The organism is Microcoleus sp. Pol7_A1 (genome assembly GCF_036701085.1).
Taxonomy (GTDB): Bacteria; Cyanobacteriota; Cyanobacteriia; order Cyanobacteriales; family Microcoleaceae; genus Microcoleus; species Microcoleus asticus.
Genome location: NZ_JAUBQD010000061.1, coordinates 1 through 17078 on the forward strand (window position 1 = coordinate 1; position 17078 = coordinate 17078).

Annotated in this window: 17 protein-coding genes; 7 read left to right on the forward strand and 10 right to left on the reverse strand. The window is 47.6% G+C overall.

What is annotated here, in order from left to right; genetic code table 11:
* Positions 1–450 precede the first annotated feature (450 nt).
* From fabF to QUA20_RS25610, 6 genes are all read right to left on the reverse strand, one after another.
* Positions 451–1704, reverse strand: coding sequence for a beta-ketoacyl-ACP synthase II (gene fabF, locus QUA20_RS25590; protein WP_333192307.1), 1254 nt, complete (start codon positions 1702–1704; stop codon positions 451–453).
* Between the two features lie 97 nt (positions 1705–1801).
* The gene (gene acpP / locus QUA20_RS25595; protein WP_172192176.1) at positions 1802–2056 is read right to left on the reverse strand and encodes an acyl carrier protein; all 255 of its coding nucleotides are present in this window, start codon (positions 2054–2056) and stop codon (positions 1802–1804) included.
* 79 nt (positions 2057–2135) lie between these two features.
* The gene (locus tag QUA20_RS25600) at positions 2136–2300 is read right to left on the reverse strand and encodes a hypothetical protein (RefSeq protein WP_333192309.1); all 165 of its coding nucleotides are present in this window, start codon (positions 2298–2300) and stop codon (positions 2136–2138) included.
* A 345-nt stretch (positions 2301–2645) separates the two neighbouring features.
* Positions 2646–2801 (reverse strand): GFA family protein, encoded by a 156-nt coding sequence (locus QUA20_RS32160; protein WP_445304718.1) that lies wholly within the window; start codon positions 2799–2801, stop codon positions 2646–2648.
* 329 nt (positions 2802–3130) lie between these two features.
* Entirely contained in the window at positions 3131–3445 is a 315-nt protein-coding gene (locus QUA20_RS25605; RefSeq protein ID WP_333192311.1) for a hypothetical protein, read from the reverse strand.
* Positions 3446–3542: 97 nt separating this feature from the next.
* The gene (locus tag QUA20_RS25610) at positions 3543–3929 is read right to left on the reverse strand and encodes a nuclear transport factor 2 family protein (RefSeq protein ID WP_333192313.1); all 387 of its coding nucleotides are present in this window, start codon (positions 3927–3929) and stop codon (positions 3543–3545) included.
* Positions 3930–4153: 224 nt separating this feature from the next.
* Between QUA20_RS25610 and QUA20_RS25615 the strand changes: the two genes are divergently transcribed.
* The 5 genes from QUA20_RS25615 to glmS all read left to right on the forward strand — a co-directional run bounded on the left by QUA20_RS25615 (position 4154) and on the right by glmS (position 9710).
* Positions 4154–5059, forward strand: coding sequence for a CoB--CoM heterodisulfide reductase iron-sulfur subunit B family protein (locus tag QUA20_RS25615; RefSeq protein ID WP_333192315.1), 906 nt, complete (start codon positions 4154–4156; stop codon positions 5057–5059).
* Positions 5060–5404: 345 nt separating this feature from the next.
* Positions 5405–6616, forward strand: coding sequence for a chloride channel protein (locus QUA20_RS25620; protein WP_333192317.1), 1212 nt, complete (start codon positions 5405–5407; stop codon positions 6614–6616).
* Positions 6617–6716: 100 nt separating this feature from the next.
* Entirely contained in the window at positions 6717–6929 is a 213-nt protein-coding gene (locus QUA20_RS25625; RefSeq protein ID WP_333192318.1) for a hypothetical protein, read from the forward strand.
* 452 nt (positions 6930–7381) lie between these two features.
* A complete protein-coding gene (gene psaC, locus QUA20_RS25630) occupies positions 7382–7627 on the forward strand; it encodes a photosystem I iron-sulfur center protein PsaC (protein ID WP_015175986.1) in 246 nt (81 codons plus the stop codon).
* 160 nt (positions 7628–7787) lie between these two features.
* Positions 7788–9710: a glutamine--fructose-6-phosphate transaminase (isomerizing) gene (gene glmS / locus QUA20_RS25635; protein ID WP_333192321.1), complete on the forward strand. Its 1923-nt coding sequence runs from the start codon at positions 7788–7790 to the stop codon at positions 9708–9710.
* Between the two features lie 128 nt (positions 9711–9838).
* Here the strand turns inward: glmS and QUA20_RS25640 are convergent, their stop codons facing one another.
* A complete protein-coding gene (locus QUA20_RS25640) occupies positions 9839–11374 on the reverse strand; it encodes an O-antigen ligase family protein (RefSeq protein ID WP_333192324.1) in 1536 nt (511 codons plus the stop codon).
* 43 nt (positions 11375–11417) lie between these two features.
* Positions 11418–12263 carry a YaaW family protein gene (locus QUA20_RS25645; RefSeq protein WP_172190544.1) on the reverse strand — a complete coding sequence of 282 codons (846 nt, stop codon included), beginning with the start codon at positions 12261–12263 and terminating at the stop codon, positions 11418–11420.
* Positions 12264–12624: 361 nt separating this feature from the next.
* Between QUA20_RS25645 and QUA20_RS25650 the strand changes: the two genes are divergently transcribed.
* Together QUA20_RS25650 and QUA20_RS25655 are read left to right on the forward strand one after the other, a co-directional pair.
* Complete coding sequence (locus QUA20_RS25650) at positions 12625–13692, forward strand: FAD-dependent oxidoreductase (protein ID WP_333192327.1); 1068 nt, start codon at positions 12625–12627, stop codon at positions 13690–13692.
* Positions 13693–13783: 91 nt separating this feature from the next.
* Positions 13784–13936 (forward strand): hypothetical protein, encoded by a 153-nt coding sequence (locus tag QUA20_RS25655; protein ID WP_333192328.1) that lies wholly within the window; start codon positions 13784–13786, stop codon positions 13934–13936.
* A gap of 147 nt (positions 13937–14083) precedes the next feature.
* On the opposite strand, the gene QUA20_RS25660 is transcribed toward QUA20_RS25655, so the two are convergent.
* Both QUA20_RS25660 and QUA20_RS25665 read right to left on the reverse strand, forming a co-directional pair.
* Complete coding sequence (locus tag QUA20_RS25660) at positions 14084–15019, reverse strand: polysaccharide deacetylase family protein (RefSeq protein ID WP_333192329.1); 936 nt, start codon at positions 15017–15019, stop codon at positions 14084–14086.
* Between the two features lie 364 nt (positions 15020–15383).
* A complete protein-coding gene (locus tag QUA20_RS25665; RefSeq protein ID WP_333192332.1) occupies positions 15384–16976 on the reverse strand; it encodes a bifunctional pantoate--beta-alanine ligase/(d)CMP kinase in 1593 nt (530 codons plus the stop codon).
* Positions 16977–17078: the final 102 nt, after the last annotated feature.

Below are 17078 nucleotides of genomic sequence, written 5' to 3' on the forward strand. Positions count from 1 at the left end.
GCTCCTTCTATCAACGGCTAAGTTTTAGTCCTAGATAAACGAAAAGCGCTCCTAGAAATAGGGGCGCTTTTTGTTTGAAAAAAATAATTTTATACTTCTCCTTCTGTTAACAAACTAAGTGATATCAACTCCGCTTGAGTAGTCGTAATTCTGAGTCCTGAAGGAACTGAAGAATCTCACCTTTCGGCAACGCGCTTACTTCGTTGCGCTTGACTCATAACAAGTAAGCATTTTGAGTCAAGCCCTCGCCCGGACATGATATGAGCAACGGCTAATCAAAAAACAGAATATCCAGAACCCCGCAGCAGTTAAAGTGTTGCGGGGATATAACCCGCGATCGCATTTTAGGCTGAGTTAAGTTGATTTAGTTAATAGCCGATCGCCCAATCTCAAATTAAAAGGTGAAAAATTAATTTTTCACCTTTTAATTTGAGACTTATGGATTACCCGTTACTGAACAAACTTCTTGAATGCCAGAGTCACGTTGTGGCCGCCAAATCCAAAAGAATTCGACAGCGCCACATCAACTTTTAGATCGCGGCTTGTATGGGGAACATAGTCCAAATCGCACTCAGGATCGGGATTTTCCAGATTAATTGTCGGCGGGATTTTGTCATTGGCGATCGACATTACCGTCGCCACCGCCTCAATTCCCCCAGAACCGCCCAAAAGATGACCGGTCATCGACTTGGTAGAACTAATTGCTACTTTGTAAGCATGGTCTCCCAAAGTGTTTTTAATCGCTTTCGTTTCCGTAGAATCGTTGGGAAGCGTGCTCGTGCCGTGAGCGTTGATATAGCTCACTTGATCCGGCGTCAAACCCGCATCCTTGAGCGCTAAAGCGATCGCCCGCGACGCACCGTCCCCCCCCGGTACCGGGGAAGTCATGTGATACGCATCGCAAGTTAAACCGTAGCCGACGATTTCTGCGTAAATCTTCGCGCCACGGGCCAGAGCGTATTCCATTTCTTCTAGCATCAGAATGCCAGCACCTTCGCCGACAACAAAACCATCACGATCGCGATCGAACGGACGAGAAGCATGAGTCGGGTCATCGTTGCGAGTCGAAAGCGCCCTCGCCGCAGCAAAACCCGCCACGCACAAAGGTGTCACCGCAGCTTCCGTACCGCCGCAAATCATGGCTTGCGCGTAACCCCCCTGAACTAGGCGAAACGCATCGCCCACGGCATTCGACCCGGCAGCGCAGGCCGTCACGGGGCAAGAGTTCGGCCCCTTAGCGCCCGTATGAATCGCCGTCAGGCCCGCGGCCATATTCGCAATCATCATGGGAATCATAAACGGGCTGCATCGATCGGGGCCGCGATTCAGATAGATCTCTTGCTGGTCTTCCAAAACCTTCAGGCCGCCAATGCCAGTGCCAAGAATGACACCCACCTGTTCTGCGTTCAGGTCGTTAATCTCAAATTTCGCATCAGCAACAGCTTGTTTGCTCGCTGACACCCCAAATTGAGCAAAGCGATCCATCCGCTTTGCTTCCTTGCGCTCTAAATAGTCGTGTGGGTCGTAACCCTTCACCTCTGCGGCAAAGCGGCAGTCGTGCCGCGACGGGTCGAATAAGGTGATCGGGCCTATACCATTCTTCCCGGCAAGCAACCCGTCCCAATACTCGGACAAGGTATTGCCGATCGGTGTAATCGCGCCGAGACCCGTGATAACAACGCGCTTACGCTCTAAATTTGTCATGATTTCAGTTTCAAAAAATTAAACACCCAGAACGCAGAACAAAAGAGGAGTTTCCATTTTTCTAACTTCTCTCCTCTTAGGGGAAAAGACAGGTATTTTATGCTTTTGGAGCTGCAAGTTGGCTGTTGATGAAATCTACAGAAGCTTGAACCGTAGTAATTTTTTCGGCTGCTTCGTCGGGAATTTCAATATCAAACTCTTCTTCCAAAGCCATGACCAGCTCTACAGTATCTAAGGAATCTGCTCCTAAATCGTTAGCAAAGTTGGCTTCGGGCTTGACTTCGCTCTTCTCGACTTCCAGTTGCTCTGCCACAATTTTCTGGACTCTAGTAAAAATGTCGTCTTGGCTCATAACATTATGTCCTCATTGGTTGCTGCGTATCTAATCTTATCCGAAAGGGGGATCTGCAACAGAAAGGCTGGCCGCTTTTCTAAGTGACACGGGCTAGCGACAATTGGGACACGGACGATCGCAGCAACTCTAAGACTGTTATGGAGTGGCGATCGCTATGGCTCTCTTGGATTTGTGTGGGAAACAGTATAGATCGGCACAGAATATTCTTGAGGAAATCGCTGAAACCCTTGTCCTTAGACATATAAGCTGTATCAATCGCCGGAGAGCCGGTAAATCTTTGTTTGATTGGGCTGATGGTTAAAAGGCTTGCAGCCTTTTAGATCTCAAATGGGTTCTATAGATGCTTTGTCTCGGCTGGATGCGCACCCCAGTTGTTGTTACGGCCATCCGAAAATCGAATGGGCGCTTCAATGAGTTCCGTTGGATCGGCGTTATCGAGGGCGGCCAATTGGACTGAAACGTAGTCACCGCCAATCTGTTCGTGGTGTCCACGTGCAAAGGAGCGCACGCCGCAGTGCTTGCAAAAAAGATGATGTCCAATCTTTGGATTGAACTGGTAGTCGCTCAAATCGCGCTCGCCGGATAGCTATCGGAATGCGTTGGGCTTGATGAGAGCGTTCCAATTCCGCGTTTTCGTGCAGATCGAGCAGTTACATTTGTTTGTGCCCAAGCTCAAGTCGATGTCGGCTTCAAATCGAACTGCGCCGCAATGGCAGCTTCCAATAAAGGTTTTGAGGGTCATAATCTCCCAAGAGGTTGTCGTCGTCCCAAAAGCGTAGAGGCTGTAACACAACTCCGAATACGGGCGATCTTCGGTGACGCCCAACGGCTGAATTGAGTGGCAACCGATCGCTTCTAACTCAATCCAAAAATATCACAATTCTGTCGGCTCCAATGATTTGTGATACCCCGATCGCTTAACTATTGTTAGCTGGAATTCCTCAGCGATCTGATTCGCTAAGTTTCCACGGCTGCTGTCTCCACCGCTTGTAAAAACCTACGCATATCTGGGCAATAATCCTCAAATCTCTGTAGAGGGAACTTAGCGGTATATGTTCCAAGAAATCATCTTTAACGCCGAGGCTTGCTCTGGATAGATTGCTCCGACCATCGCTTGACTAAACATTCCCAGTTAGAGATAGCATAGAAGTTGTGACGCTTAATGCTAGATTTCTTAATCAAGTTATTTAGTTGAAACGAATGGCGACCTACGTGCTTTCCATCCTTCACGGAGAGATAGGCGGTGATGGAGCCGGGAATATTTTTAGCTAATCGCATACCACGTCGGGCGATCGCCATTGCTGCGGCTTCATCACTGGCTAGAGCATATTGGCGTGCATATTTTACAAGTCCGATGACCCTGGTGTAAGCTGGATTCACCTTCATCAGATCAATGCCTCGGTTACTCAGCATCTACTCAATAAATCTGCTCATTTGCTTGAATTGGAACGTTTTGCCGGAGCCACACTCAAATGATTTTGAGTCATTCTTGCTTCTTGATAAAAATACCGCCTCTGTACGCAGCGCCGAAGTAGACAGTGACGCTCGATATCTGTTCGCCGTCGAAAGTGAAAAACTCGGTATTTCTGAACTCCATGCCTTCAAATGTTGTTGCTCGATACGTAACGAACGCCTCGTCTCCTTCAACAAAGATTCGTTCGATCGCGTGCTGGCGAATACGATCGCTGTTAGGCCAGCATCGCTCAAAGTAAGTAGCGCGATCGATGCCATCGTCATACGGGCTGGTAAAGGTGAACGTGCTCGTTAGCAGTCTTTCGACGGTTGCTCGATCCTGGGCATTATATGCAGCGAAACAGCGCTCAATCGTCGCCTTGCGTTGGGCAGATGCCTGGTTGTCTGGTTCGATCATGACTACCTCTGGAGTTAATCTGGGAGTTAACAGTTAAATTGAGCCGCAGTAGATATCTTTAGCTCGACTAGAATCAGAGCTGTTTGCCTGCTCCAATCTGGTTGTTAGGCTGGTGGCGTTGGGCAATATTGTCTAAAACTGCGTAAGGATATGGAGAGGAAGCATCCCAACTTCGATCGCCCTCCTTTTTTGTCCCTTGCCTTGTGTCCCCTGCAGAAACGATTATGCCATCCCCAAATCTCAAATATGCTTACTTTCCCGGTTGCGTTGCCCAAGGGGCCGCCCGCGAACTTTACCTGTCTACCCAAGCCCTGACTCAAGCGCTGGGGATTGAACTGGTAGAACTCAAGAAAGCTTCTTGCTGCGGTTCTGGCACTTTCAAGGAAGATTCGCAGTTACTAGAAGATACCGTCAACGCCCGCAATATTGCTTTGGCTGAGGAACTGAATCTGCCTTTGCTGACGCATTGCAGCACTTGTCAAGGGGTAATCGGCCATGTGGACGATCGCCTCAAGGAATCTCAGAAAACCGATCCCAACTACATAGAAAAAGTCAACGGTTTACTAAAAAAACAAGGCTGTTCGCCTTATCAAGGCAGTACCGAGGTGAAACATCTGTTGTGGGCGATCGTTGCAGATTACGGGCTCGATGAGGTGCAGAAGCGAGTCACCCGCAAGCTTTCGGGCTTGAAGTGCGCGTCTTTTTATGGATGCTACCTACTGCGAGCTCAGGATAAGCTGCTTTACGATGACCCGCACCAACCGGAATCGATGGAAAATGTATTTCGGGCGATCGGGGCAACTCCGGTTTATTATCGAGGGCGGACGCAGTGCTGCGGCTGGCCGTTGGCGAGTTATGCCACTAACCAATCTTTTCAGATGGCCGGCAAACATATTCAAGATGCTCTTGACAATGGGGCTGATTGTATGGTAACTCCTTGCCCTCTATGTCACTTGAATTTGGATTCGCGACAGCCGGAGGTGGAAAAAGTAATCGGGCGCAAATTGGGTTTGCCGGTGCTGCATTTGTCCCAGTTGGTGGCTTTGGCTTTGGGTGTGGAGCCAAAAAAACTAGGGCTCGATCGGCATATTGTTTCAACTAAGCCCGTGTTAGAAAAATTAGGCTTTTAGTCGATCGATTTGCGCGGCTTTGTAGTAAGGACTAAAGTCTTTTCTAATATCACACCCAGTTTTGTAGTAAGGACTGTAGTCCTTTCTAATATCCAATCCCGTACGATCGGAATTATACCCGAGTGCTAGCGGGACGCTCGATCGCGCTCATACATTTTTGAGTTCAGTCCTGGACTGCCGTTGTGAGACTGCGATTGTTAAAGCGCGTTCGATAGCCCGAATCTACACTCAAAAGCAAGTGTGGTGCGTGGTAAATTAATATGCAGACAACAAAAGTTGTATACCATTAGACAAAATACTTTTTTAACACTTTCTAACTGGCTAGCTATTGACAAGGAATAAGCAATGAAACGAAATCCAATAAATCTCACACGTCCGGTATTGCTATGGGCAATGCTAGGAATCATTTGTGGTTTGTTTGCTGCAAGTTATTGGATATTTTTGTCTTACATAATGCTGGGATTTGAATATTTTAGTGGACCTTCTCTACTAATCATCATGCCACTTGCTGGTTTGCTCGTCGGTTTGATAATTCATTGGCTGGGAAATCCTGGCGAAATAGGGTTGATTATTGACAATATTCATCTCAATGGTGGGCGATTACCCATGAACGAGAATCCTTCGATGATTCTGTCGTCGCTAATCAGTATTGCAAGTGGAGGCAGTGCTGGTCCAGAAGCACCAATGGTGCAAGTCACAGGTTCAATTGGTACGTGGTTGGCCGATCGCTTTCAATTGCGCGGAGAGGCACTACGAACTTTGAGTATTGCTGGCATGGCATCTGGTTTTACAGTTTTGTTCGGCGCTCCTTTGGGTGGTACTTTTTTTGCTTTAGAAATCCTGCATCATCAAAATGTTGTGGAGTATTTTGAAGCAATATTGCCTGCGGTCGTGGCAAGTTGTGCAAGTTACACTATCTTTGTAGCAATTACCCAGCTAGGAATTGGCCCTACCTGGCATTTTCCTCAATACAATGTGGACAGCCTTTATGACTTTGGCGCAGCGATTGCTTATGGAATTGTAGGTGCGCTCATGGGGTGGTTTTTTATCGCTGTATTTCGCAGTATTGGTCGCTTATTCGATTCGATACCCAGTCCAATCTATGTGCGCACTACTTTAGCTGGGCTAGGACTTGGTGTTTTATCAGCTTTATTTCCGCTCACTCGTTTCTTTGGTGAACATCAAATTGAAAAAATTGTTGAGGGAAACTTTCCTTTGGAATTTCTTTTGACTTTAGTGATTGCTAAAGTGTTTGCTATTAGTACGACCGTAAATGGAGGCTGGCGGGGGGGGATTATCATCCCGCTGTTTTTTATAGGAGCCTGTTTAGGAAAAGCAATCGCGATCGTTAATCCCGCATCCAACGAGACTTTGGCAATGATTTGTGTAATGGCTGCTCTGAATTCAACAGTTACTCGAACTCCAATTAGTACAACTCTGCTACTCGCCAAGTTGACAGGATTCAGCACTTTTACACCTATTCTCTTCGCTAGTCTCGTGGGTTTCTTCTTGGCTCCCCGATCTCCCTTCATTAGCTCACAGCATAAAGTGGATTAACCAAAGGCTATAATTCCTCTAATCGCTCCGTGTAGCGGTTAAAAATACGTGCAATTTGCGAGGGTCGAGTCTCAAGGATTTGGTGATTACAAATTCACCAATGGCATCAAACAACATCTGGGTGTTGATACCAGTCAGCTTGCCCTTTTTGATCCATTCCACAAAAGCCAGTGTGTCCGATGAATGTGGCTGGATTGAACTGTTGAGTCACAACTTCGATTACTTTCACACTCGGGCTCGTCAATATTCCGAAGACGATCGTTCTGCAAGGGCAAGGGGTATCACCCGGATCGGCTCATCGCAGAGAAAGTAAAAACTCTATTGCCAGATTATGACCCAGATCCGGTTTAAACTGGCACAGAAACTAACGAAAGCCGAAAAAGTGGCACTAGAGGGGAAAACTGGATTTGTCGTGGTGGCAACTGACGATCGTGATTGAACGGTCAAACGCTTGGATGTAAGGCTGTAAGAGTTTGGTCAAGAACTTTGAGCAGACCCTCATCAATACTACTGCGAAACTCAATTTGTATTTCATCAGGCTGATGCTCAAACGGTTGGCGAATTAATATATCCCAAAATGGTTCTATAAGACTACCAGCGTGAATAACTGTGAAGTTTTGTCGCTTTTTCGCGAAGTGCTTCCAAGCACTGCGGTAGACTAACCTTTAATTCTCTGTGCAGGCTATAGCGGTGGCACCTCACCGTCAAATCTGTTAATTCGCAGAGCAAGGAAATTTTTAGTGACTCGTTGGGAGCCTTTATTCAATGTCTCATTCAGTCAAAATTTACGATACTTGCATCGGCTGCACTCAATGCGTCCGCGCTTGTCCGACTGACGTTTTGGAGATGGTGCCCTGGGATGGCTGCAAAGCAGCTCAGATTGCATCCTCTCCCCGCACCGAAGACTGTGTAGGCTGCAAGCGGTGCGAAACTGCTTGCCCCACCGATTTTCTGAGCATCCGGGTTTACCTCGGAGCCGAAACCACTCGCAGTATGGGTCTAGCCTACTAAATATCGATCGACACGCCGATCGAATTACGGGCACAAGAGAGGGGGCGATTATATTGCCCCCTCTTTTTTTGTCGCGGAATCTGCATTCTGGGGCCGGAAGAAGGTAAAAATGATAAAACGTGAGTTTTATTGCGATCGCTAAGCAGGAGTAGTACGTTAAATGTGCGGAATCGTTGGCTATATCGGCACGCAAGCAGCAAGCGAGATTTTGCTAGCAGGATTGGAGAAACTAGAATACCGGGGCTACGATTCAGCGGGCCTCGCTACCATCTCGGAAGGACACATTACCTGCATCCGAGCCAAGGGCAAATTGCACAACCTCCGGGAAAAGCTAGCAGAGATAGACTCTCCGGCTCCCATCGGCATCGGACACACCCGCTGGGCAACTCACGGCAAACCAGAGGAATACAACGCTCACCCTCACCTAGATAATAACGGGCGAGTTGCGGTAGTTCAAAATGGAATTGTCGAAAATTATCGCGAGTTGCGGAAAGAATTGAAAGCAAAGGGACATAAATTTGTCTCGGATACCGATACAGAAGTTATTCCTCATTTAATAGCTGAGTTTTTGAAAGAAGGAGAAAGGGAGAAGGCAGAAAGAAAAGAGAAAAAAGCCGAGCAAATTGCTGATTTGTCGTTTTTGGAAGTGGTTTTAAAGGCGGTAAATAGGTTAGAAGGAGCCTTTGCGCTAGCCATTATCTGTGCAGATTTTCCCGACGAAATAATTGTCGCCAGACAGCAAGCTCCTTTAGTGATTGGCTTTGGTGCCGGCGAATTTTTCTGCGCTTCCGACACGCCGGCTTTAGTATCTCACACCCGCACTGTTTTATCTCTAGAAAATGGCGAATTGGCAAGGCTAACTCCGATGGGAGTCGAAGTTTACAGCTTTGCAGGGGAAAGGCTGAAAAAAAGCCCGCGCATCCTTGGTTGGAGTCCGGTTTTAGTCGAAAAACAAGGCTTCAAACACTTCATGCACAAGGAGATTTACGAACAGCCAGCCGTAGTCCGAGCTTGTTTGGAGGCTTATTTAGACAGCGATTGGCAGGCGGGAAATCCGCGCTCTCCAATCAATCTCAACTTGCCCAAGGAACTTTGCGCCGATGTCGAACAAATTTCGATTCTCGCCTGCGGAACGAGCTGGCACGCCTCGCTAATTGGCAAATATTTGTTGGAACAATTAGCTAATATTCCCACTGCGGTGCAGTACGCTTCTGAGTACCGCTACGCACCGGCACCGCTGACAGCAAATACTTTAACTATTGGGGTAACTCAGTCGGGAGAAACGGCGGACACGCTGGCGGCTTTGGGGATGGAACAGCAGCGGCGCGCGGGTCTTACGGATAAATTCCAGGCGAGAATGTTAGGGATTACTAACAGGACTGAAAGTTCGATCGCCCACATGATGCCGCACGTGCTCAATACCCACGCCGGTATAGAAGTCGGCGTTGCTGCCACTAAAACTTTTGTCACTCAGTTGATGGCATTTTATTTCTTAGCTTTGGATTTGGCGCACCAGCGGCAAACAATCAGCAGCGAGAGATTGGCAGAGATTATTGCTGGTTTGCGCCAGTTGCCAGCGGAAATTGAAAAGTATTTGGAGATTCAAGAACAGTATGTAGAAGAATTGTCCCACCAGTTTACAGAAACCCAAGATTTTATATTTTTGGGGCGGGGAATTAACTTTCCGATTGCTTTGGAAGGGGCGCTGAAACTGAAGGAAATTAGCTACATTCACGCCGAAGGATATCCGGCGGGAGAGATGAAACACGGCCCGATCGCCCTTTTGGACGCGAAAGTGCCTGTAGTGGCGATCGCCATGCCAGGAAGCGTCTACGAAAAAGTGCTGTCTAACGCTCAGGAAGCGAAGGCGCGCGACGCCCGTTTAATTGGCGTTACGCCGAAGCAAGGTGTGGCGGAAGCCGATATTTTTGACCACATTTTGCCCGTGCCTTTGGTGGATGAATTGTTGTCGCCGATTGTGACAGTGATTCCGCTGCAATTGTTGGCTTATCACATTGCTGCGCGTCGGGGTTTGGATGTGGATCAGCCGCGCAATTTGGCGAAGTCGGTGACGGTGGAGTAAAGGAAGGAAGAAGGAAGAGGGAAGAGGGAAGAAGGAAGAAGGAAGATTAATTACTGAATTTCTCATTCCCAATTCCCAATTCCCAATTCCCAATTCCCAATTCCCAATGCCAATTCCTCAACTCAAAACTATTCCCTCTGGCTGACTCCGCAAATTGCAGCTAACAGCAACCAGCTTGTAGTATTGAGTCGGAAATCAAACAGCGTCACGTCTACAGTGTTAAATAGCGTACAGGCGACGAAGGCTAATAAATAACTGAAAAAAATTAGGCGATCGGCCGCTCTTAAATCTTGACAATTCACCTGATTTCTGCTATTAATTATAGATTTTTGATTGAGATCTAAAGCATTTTCCGCTTTTTCGAGTGTGGCTATTTGCTCGTGTTTAATATCCGCAGGAAAAAGCGGCCAATTCGCCAGCAGCAAAACACCCCTAGCCAAAACCCAACCAACTAAACCAAACAACAAAAGCGTTGCGGGTATTCCCGTTTCCGCAGTCAACATCAGTATCAAACTGTGAGGATGACCGAGCCATTCTTGCATTTGAGCTTGATAGATAGGCGTAAAATTTCGCAATCCCCAACCAGTCCAAGGACGCTGCTGAGTCATCGACCAAGCAAATTCCCACTGAGTAGTTCTCAAAGTAGCAGTTGGCCGATTTGGGAACATCTCGTCGGTGAGTCTAGCCCAGAAAAAAGCCGGGATAATTCTTCGCAAATACTGCTGTAAAGGTTCGGGGCCAAAGGCAGACAAAAAAACTATGGTAGCCGCACTAAAAACCGCAGCTAATAATTTTTTATAACCCGCATAAAGTGCAAAAGCCAAAACTGCCAAAACTGCCAGTCCCCAAGCATTGCGAGAATTAGTAAAAATCAAAGCAACAGCATTTCCGCTCACTGCAAAACTTAAAAATAGGAAGCGGTAATTGGGAATCGGTAATTGGAAATCTGGAATCAGCCGTTCATTAATTGTTTCTTTTTTTCCTCTTTCCTCTTCCCTTAAAATCTCGCTGTTCAATCCGTTCAATCCCTTAGAGTGCTCGTTCCCGAACGCTTCTTCCATCCACAGTCCCAGTGCTAAAATAAAAGCAATTGTCAGATAGCAAGCTAAAATATTAGCGTACATAAATACAGAAGCCATGCGGCCGGGGGGATTGCCTTTGGGTTCGAGTACCCAGCCAAAAACGGGCTGCAATTGATCGATGCCGCTCCAACCTAAAAATTGCTGTCCCAGACCTAAAATTATCACGGGAATTGAACTACTTACAATCATCCAAGACAATTGCCGCAATTGAGGCGAAGTTTGAATTAAACTGCTGAAAGCAGCAAACAATATAAAGAACGGCAAGAAATTGTACAATCCTAAAAAAGCCTCGCTGCGGTTGTGGGCAAAAACCGCTGTGATGACTAGCAGCGCGCTCAGAATTGCGAAGCCTCGATTCAGGGGGCGACGACTAATTTGACGGAACTTTTGCTTGCAAGTGCCGGCCAATCCCAGGAATAAACTTAAAGCTCCCAAAATCGGAATTAAGGGAAAAATCAGCATCCCCACTTGAGCGAAATTCCAAGGGATTTGCAGGCGGCGATCGGGATGTTTTTGGAGTCGAGACTTGAGATTTTCGGCTGTCACTTTGGCAGCTAATTTCAACCGATTTTTGATATTCACCCAAACTCCCAATCTCAAATTTCAAATCTAAAATCTACTATCGTTAAGCTAGTTCCCAAACGCATTCCGATCGCGTCAGGCGAATTTGAGCTAAGGCAAAAATGGTCGGGATAATCCGGCCGTAGTTCGTGGAAATCGATCGCCAACCCAAATCCGCGAAAAACCAAGTCCACATCACCGGGCCGATCAACGAAAATACGCTTCGCGTCGCACCGTAACGAGCCGCACTCACGGCCATACCGCGCCGTGCCGTCTGAATTGCGACATAATTTTGAAACTGGGTTGCTGCGGTTGCAGTGCCTGCAAGCACTCCTTGTTTTGCCATTTGATACGTGGCAAAATGCAGCGCAAATTGATTGGCCATTAGTTTGAGCAGCATTGGTTTTAAGATGGAACTAACAGCTAAAGCGCTGCCACCTTTGAACAGTAAACCCAGCGGGTCTTTTTCAGCAGAAATTGGCAGGGGTTCTGAGAGTTTAGAATCAACGATCGCTCGCTGTACGCGCACTGTCAGCGCTTGCTGTTCCTCTGCCGGCAAACGCTTCCACGCCCGGCCCATTAAGTGCAGAAATACTTCTGCCTCTAAGTCGGTGGTTGACAACTGTTTGGGATAAGGGATTTTGAGATAGCGACAAACTTGAATTAGCGCTTGTCTGTAACTGACTTGTTGGGTTCGCCCTCTGAGTACCGTCAACCCGTCGGCTGCAAGATAGCGAAACCGCTGTTCTACGGCGTCGAGCCATGCTTGGCGATCGCGACTTTGTACGTCTATAGGTGCGGGGGTTTGCACGTAATCTAAAGGGTTAAACTTGCGGCTGAACAGAAGTTCTGTTAGTTGCTGCAATTCTTCTTCTGTTGTCAATTCTAGTGCTGCTCTGAGTTCGTCCAAAATTTTGCCCTCCCGTATTCGATTTTAGATTTTAGATTTTAGATTTTAGATTGCTGCTGATACACAACCATTGGGATTTAGGATTTACCCACAGTGGGATTTTTTTATCTGGTCTTAATCATGGATTCGTGCTGTCCTTTATTCTACTACTTGGTGCAGGGCGATGGCGTCGGGCCCTCGCCCGCGCTACGGATCTCAGGGTTTGGCCGCAAACTGAAATATTGCACTGAAACTTCCCCGCAGCCTTTAAGCTGATAACTAGACATCTAGTGAAAATCAAGTCTTGGGCAGGCAGGATGCCTACTGCACAAGAGTTTTTGGAGATGTCTAATGACTCGTGACTACAGACTAATGACTAATTATGTTCGATGTTGCGGTGATTGGGGCGGGTATGGCGGGGCTGAGTTGCGCTCAACGGTTGCGTCAAGCTGGTTATTCTGTGGCGGTTGTTGAGAAATCTCGCGGTGCGGGGGGACGTGTTGCTACCCGCCGCGTACAGGGGACTAGGGCCGATCACGGGGCGCGGTATCTGGAACCGCAGGGGGATGCGGTGCAGCGGTTAATTGAGGCTTTGGTCGATCGGCACATCCTCAAACTCTGGACGGATTGTCTCTGGGAATTCAGACAGGGAAAACTTTCTGCTATTCTTAGTTCTTGTTATGTCGCACCCGCTGGAATGAATGCTGTGGGTAAGTATCTGGCTGAGGATTTAGATATTTGGTATGGCCGCCGCGTACAAGCTATTTCTACTACTGATAACCAAACGTGGCATCTTTCTCTAGAAGTCATTGACAACAATTTAGACATACCTCAAGAATTGATTGCTAAGGCTGTTGTGGTGGCAATTCCTGCTCCTCAAGCTTTAATGTTTTTGAATTCGGAAATCGGTTTTAAATCTGATTTTCTTGACAAATTGCGTTCTGTAGAATACGATCCTTGCATTAGCGCTATGGCTGGCTATCCTGCAGCAAAACAGCAAGATTTGAGCAATCTAAATCCGCAGTGGAAATCTGTTTCTTTTCCGCATAATTCTGATTTAGCTTGGATTGGCTGGGACAGCAGCAAGCGGATCGATCCGCAGCAGCCGGTGTTTGTGGTTCACAGCAGCGCAAATTTTGCCGATCGCTATTTAGAATCTGCCGATTTGCCAACAGTTGGTCAAGAATTGCTCGATCGCACTTCTGAATATTTAATGCCTTGGCTGAAACAGCCGGAATGGTTGCAGGTTCATCGCTGGCGCTATGCTTTTTGTCGAAATCCTTTGCCTGTTTCTTGTTTGGTGGCGGAGGGGACTTTGCCGCTGGTTTGTGCGGGGGATTTGTGCGGAGAAGGTCAAATAGAAGCTGCTTTGCGATCGGGTTTGGCGGCGGCTAATTGGGTGAATTCTCAGTTGCAAGATTTGCCGTTAGATTCCAGCCTAAATTGGTAATATGGCTACAGTTAAGGTATCGATTTTGCCTCTAACGTTATGATTGCCATCCCGTCTGGGTTTAGCCCCGAAGATTACCTTGCCCTCGAACGTGATAATACCGTCCGGCATGAATAACGGATGTCAGGAAGAAGGAATAAGGAAGAAGAAGGAAGTTCGGCAACGGATTCGCTCGACGGATGTAACGGATGTCAAGAAGAACGAAGAAGAAAGAAGGAAGAAGGAAGAAGGGAAATGCAATTAAAGCAATGATTTCAGCAGTCAAGAATGTCGCCGGGAATCGGGCGCGGTTATTACTTCTTCCTTCTTGGTTCGGCTAGAGTTATGAAAAATTAATCGAACGGCATACAAAAAAATGGAAAAATGGTGTAAAATCCACTTTGTCAAGTTGTTATTTTTGTGCTGTTTTCTGGTTTGGTAACTCTTGTTCTTGCATCTGCAATAACTCGGGAACTGTTACGAAAATGTAGCCTTCCTTTCTCAATCGAGCAATAATATCAGGCAAAGCTTTTACAGTTCTAGATCGATTGCCACCGCCGTCGTGCATCAGCACAATGCCCCCGGATTTTGCCTGCCTCATCACGTTGTCCATCAAAGATTCCGTAAGAGTCCGCCAATCAAAAGAATCAGCAGACCACATCACAACTGTATAATTTTTCTTTTGAGCGTAAGCTACCAATCCATTGTTTAAAATGCCTCCTGGCGGTCGAAACATCGATGTTTGGACGCCCGTCAACTCCTCAATTAAGGATGAAGTGCGATCGATCTCGCGAGCTGCACCGTCTTCGTTATATTTAAGGTATTCGTGGTTCCAAGTGTGGTTGCCGATCGCGTGACCTGCTGCTGCGACCTGTTTGCCAATTTCGGGAGAAGTTTTCAGGTATCTTCCTACCCAGAAGAATGTAGCCTTAATATTGTTTTCCTTGAGAATATCTAGGATTTGTTTAGTTGTTTTCGGCCAGGGGCCGTCGTCAAATGTCAGGGCGATCGCCTTGTGCTGGGAGTCGAGTTTCGCCTCACGAATGGTTGTACCTTGAAATTGCGACAGTACGGTTGATTGAAAGCGCATTTCCTGCAATTGGGCTAGAGCCTGTTGGGACAATTCAACTCGATGGGCGATCGCCTCGGAGAACTTATTAATATTAAACACCGGCTGTTGTTTTTGCGAGTGGGATACGGCCAAGACTTGCGCCTGAATCGGTTCCAATCGCTGATTTGCCCGCAAGTTAATCGGCCATGTCACACCCAGCAAAAAACTTCCTGTTGCTGCCATAAAAGCAACGATTAAAGTTTTTCGCCGCCTCCACAGCAGTTTCAATTTTGTCACGTCACTCTCTCCTTCACACGTTGTACAGTTAATTTGAGATTTTATGTTGATATCAAGTTAATCCACTTAAGAGGATAATCTTAAATTGGACAGCTCGTAAAAATGCTACTGGAAATAACCGATCGCGGGGAAGTCCGTCCGGATAAAAAATTTAAGACTTGTGCGCCAGAAATCTCCTAACCCATGAAAACGCGGGATGCTTGAACTTTTTTCCCAGCCAGGGGGACGGCGCTCAAATCGGGTTAATGGCACAATATTCTTAGGGACTCAGGCCGCATCGGCCCGCGCCCCTACCTGAAACTGCAAGTTGGTTTAACCGGATTTGATATGAGGCGATCGATCGCGCGCCCCCAGCGTCGTAAAATTAACTTTTAGGGCCGATTCTCTGTTTGTACAAGCCGACAATCCGATCGATAACTTCAGCAACAGTCAGATTGTCTGTTTGAATTTCCACAGCATCGGCCGCTTTGCGCAAAGGTGCAACCTCGCGGGTGCTGTCCTTTTCGTCCCGCAGGGCAATGTCTTGTTCCAATTGGGCCAAGCTAATATTAGCCCGACCGGTGTCTTTAATTTCTAACAGCCGCCTGCGCGATCGCTCTTGTACCGAAGCCGTCAAAAAAATCTTCAGTTCCGCATCGGGAAACACGTTAGTGCCGATATCGCGGCCTTCTGCTATAATTCCGCCTTTTGTGCCGCAGCGCCGCTGTTCCTCCACCAGAAACTGTCGCACGGCGGGAATTGCCGCCATTTCCGAGACGCGGGATGTCACTTCCAAACTGCGAATTGCCTCGGTTACGTCTTCGCCGTTAATCTTCAACATCTTTGATGCGGGATCGAGGTTGTATTCTAAATAACTGGAACTGATTAATTCGGCGATCGCGCATTCGTCGGAAATCGGCGTGTCTGTTTTCAATGCCAGCCAAGTCAGCGCCCGATACATCGCGCCGGTATCCAGATAAAACAAGTTCAGAGCTGTTGCTGCAAGGCGAGTTACAGTAGATTTGCCAGCTCCCGCCGGGCCGTCGATCGCCACAATTGGCCGCCGATTCCTAAGAATTATATTGTCAATCAAGCGAGTAGAGCCGACTCTGGCTGCCACGGCTAAAAGTCCTGCTGTTTCCACAACCTGCAAGGGCGTCAAAGTGTCGGGATCGACGAGTTCGGCGTATTCGAGCTTGACTGCTGGCTCTCCTGCAACTGCTGCGCGGGCGGCAGCGAGTGCGGCCGGCGCGGTGCGATCCCCTGAAGCAAAAGTTTCCGAAGCTTGTTGCAGCGCGCGGTAGAGTACGGAGGCTTGCTGTTTTTGCTCTGGTGTTAAATACTGATTGCGAGAACTCATTGCCAGTCCCGACTCTTCGCGGACGATCGGACCAGCGACAATCTCTACAGGCAAGTTCAAATCAAAGACCAGCTTCCTAATCATTGCTAGCTGCTGGGCGTCTTTCTGACCGAAATAAGCTTTTGTCGGCTGCACCAAACTCAAAAGTTTAGTCACAATTGCCGCGACGCCCTGAAAATGACCGGGCCTCGACTTGCCGCACAAAACTGATGTCATCGCCGGCGGCGGTACTACTTGAGTTAATGATGAAAGGTGAATCTCTATATGTTTTTGGGCGGTTTTCTCTGTTTCTGTGCGCTCGACCGCTTGGTTGCCGAACATTTCGGTTGCTGAGGGAGCAAAAATGACATCAACCCCAGCTTGTTCGCACAACAGCCGGTCTTGCTCGAAATTCCGAGGATAATCTTGAAAATCTTCTGTTGGCCCAAATTGCAGCGGGTTGACAAAAATGCTGACCAGGGCGATCGCATTTTCTTGCCTTGCCCGCTGGATCAAGCTCAGATGCCCTGCGTGCAAAGCTCCCATCGTCGGCACCAAACCGACTGTCACATGAGGTGCAGCAGACTTTTGTGAATTTAAGTAGCAGCGAAGTGCTGCAATGGTAGTAAAGAGGCGCACCGGTAGAATCTCCTGAAGGCATTCGGCAGAATACAGAATTTATTTGTCAGAATTTGTTCGATCTGACCTCTTGCACCGATGTTAGCAACAAGCTCGCGTACA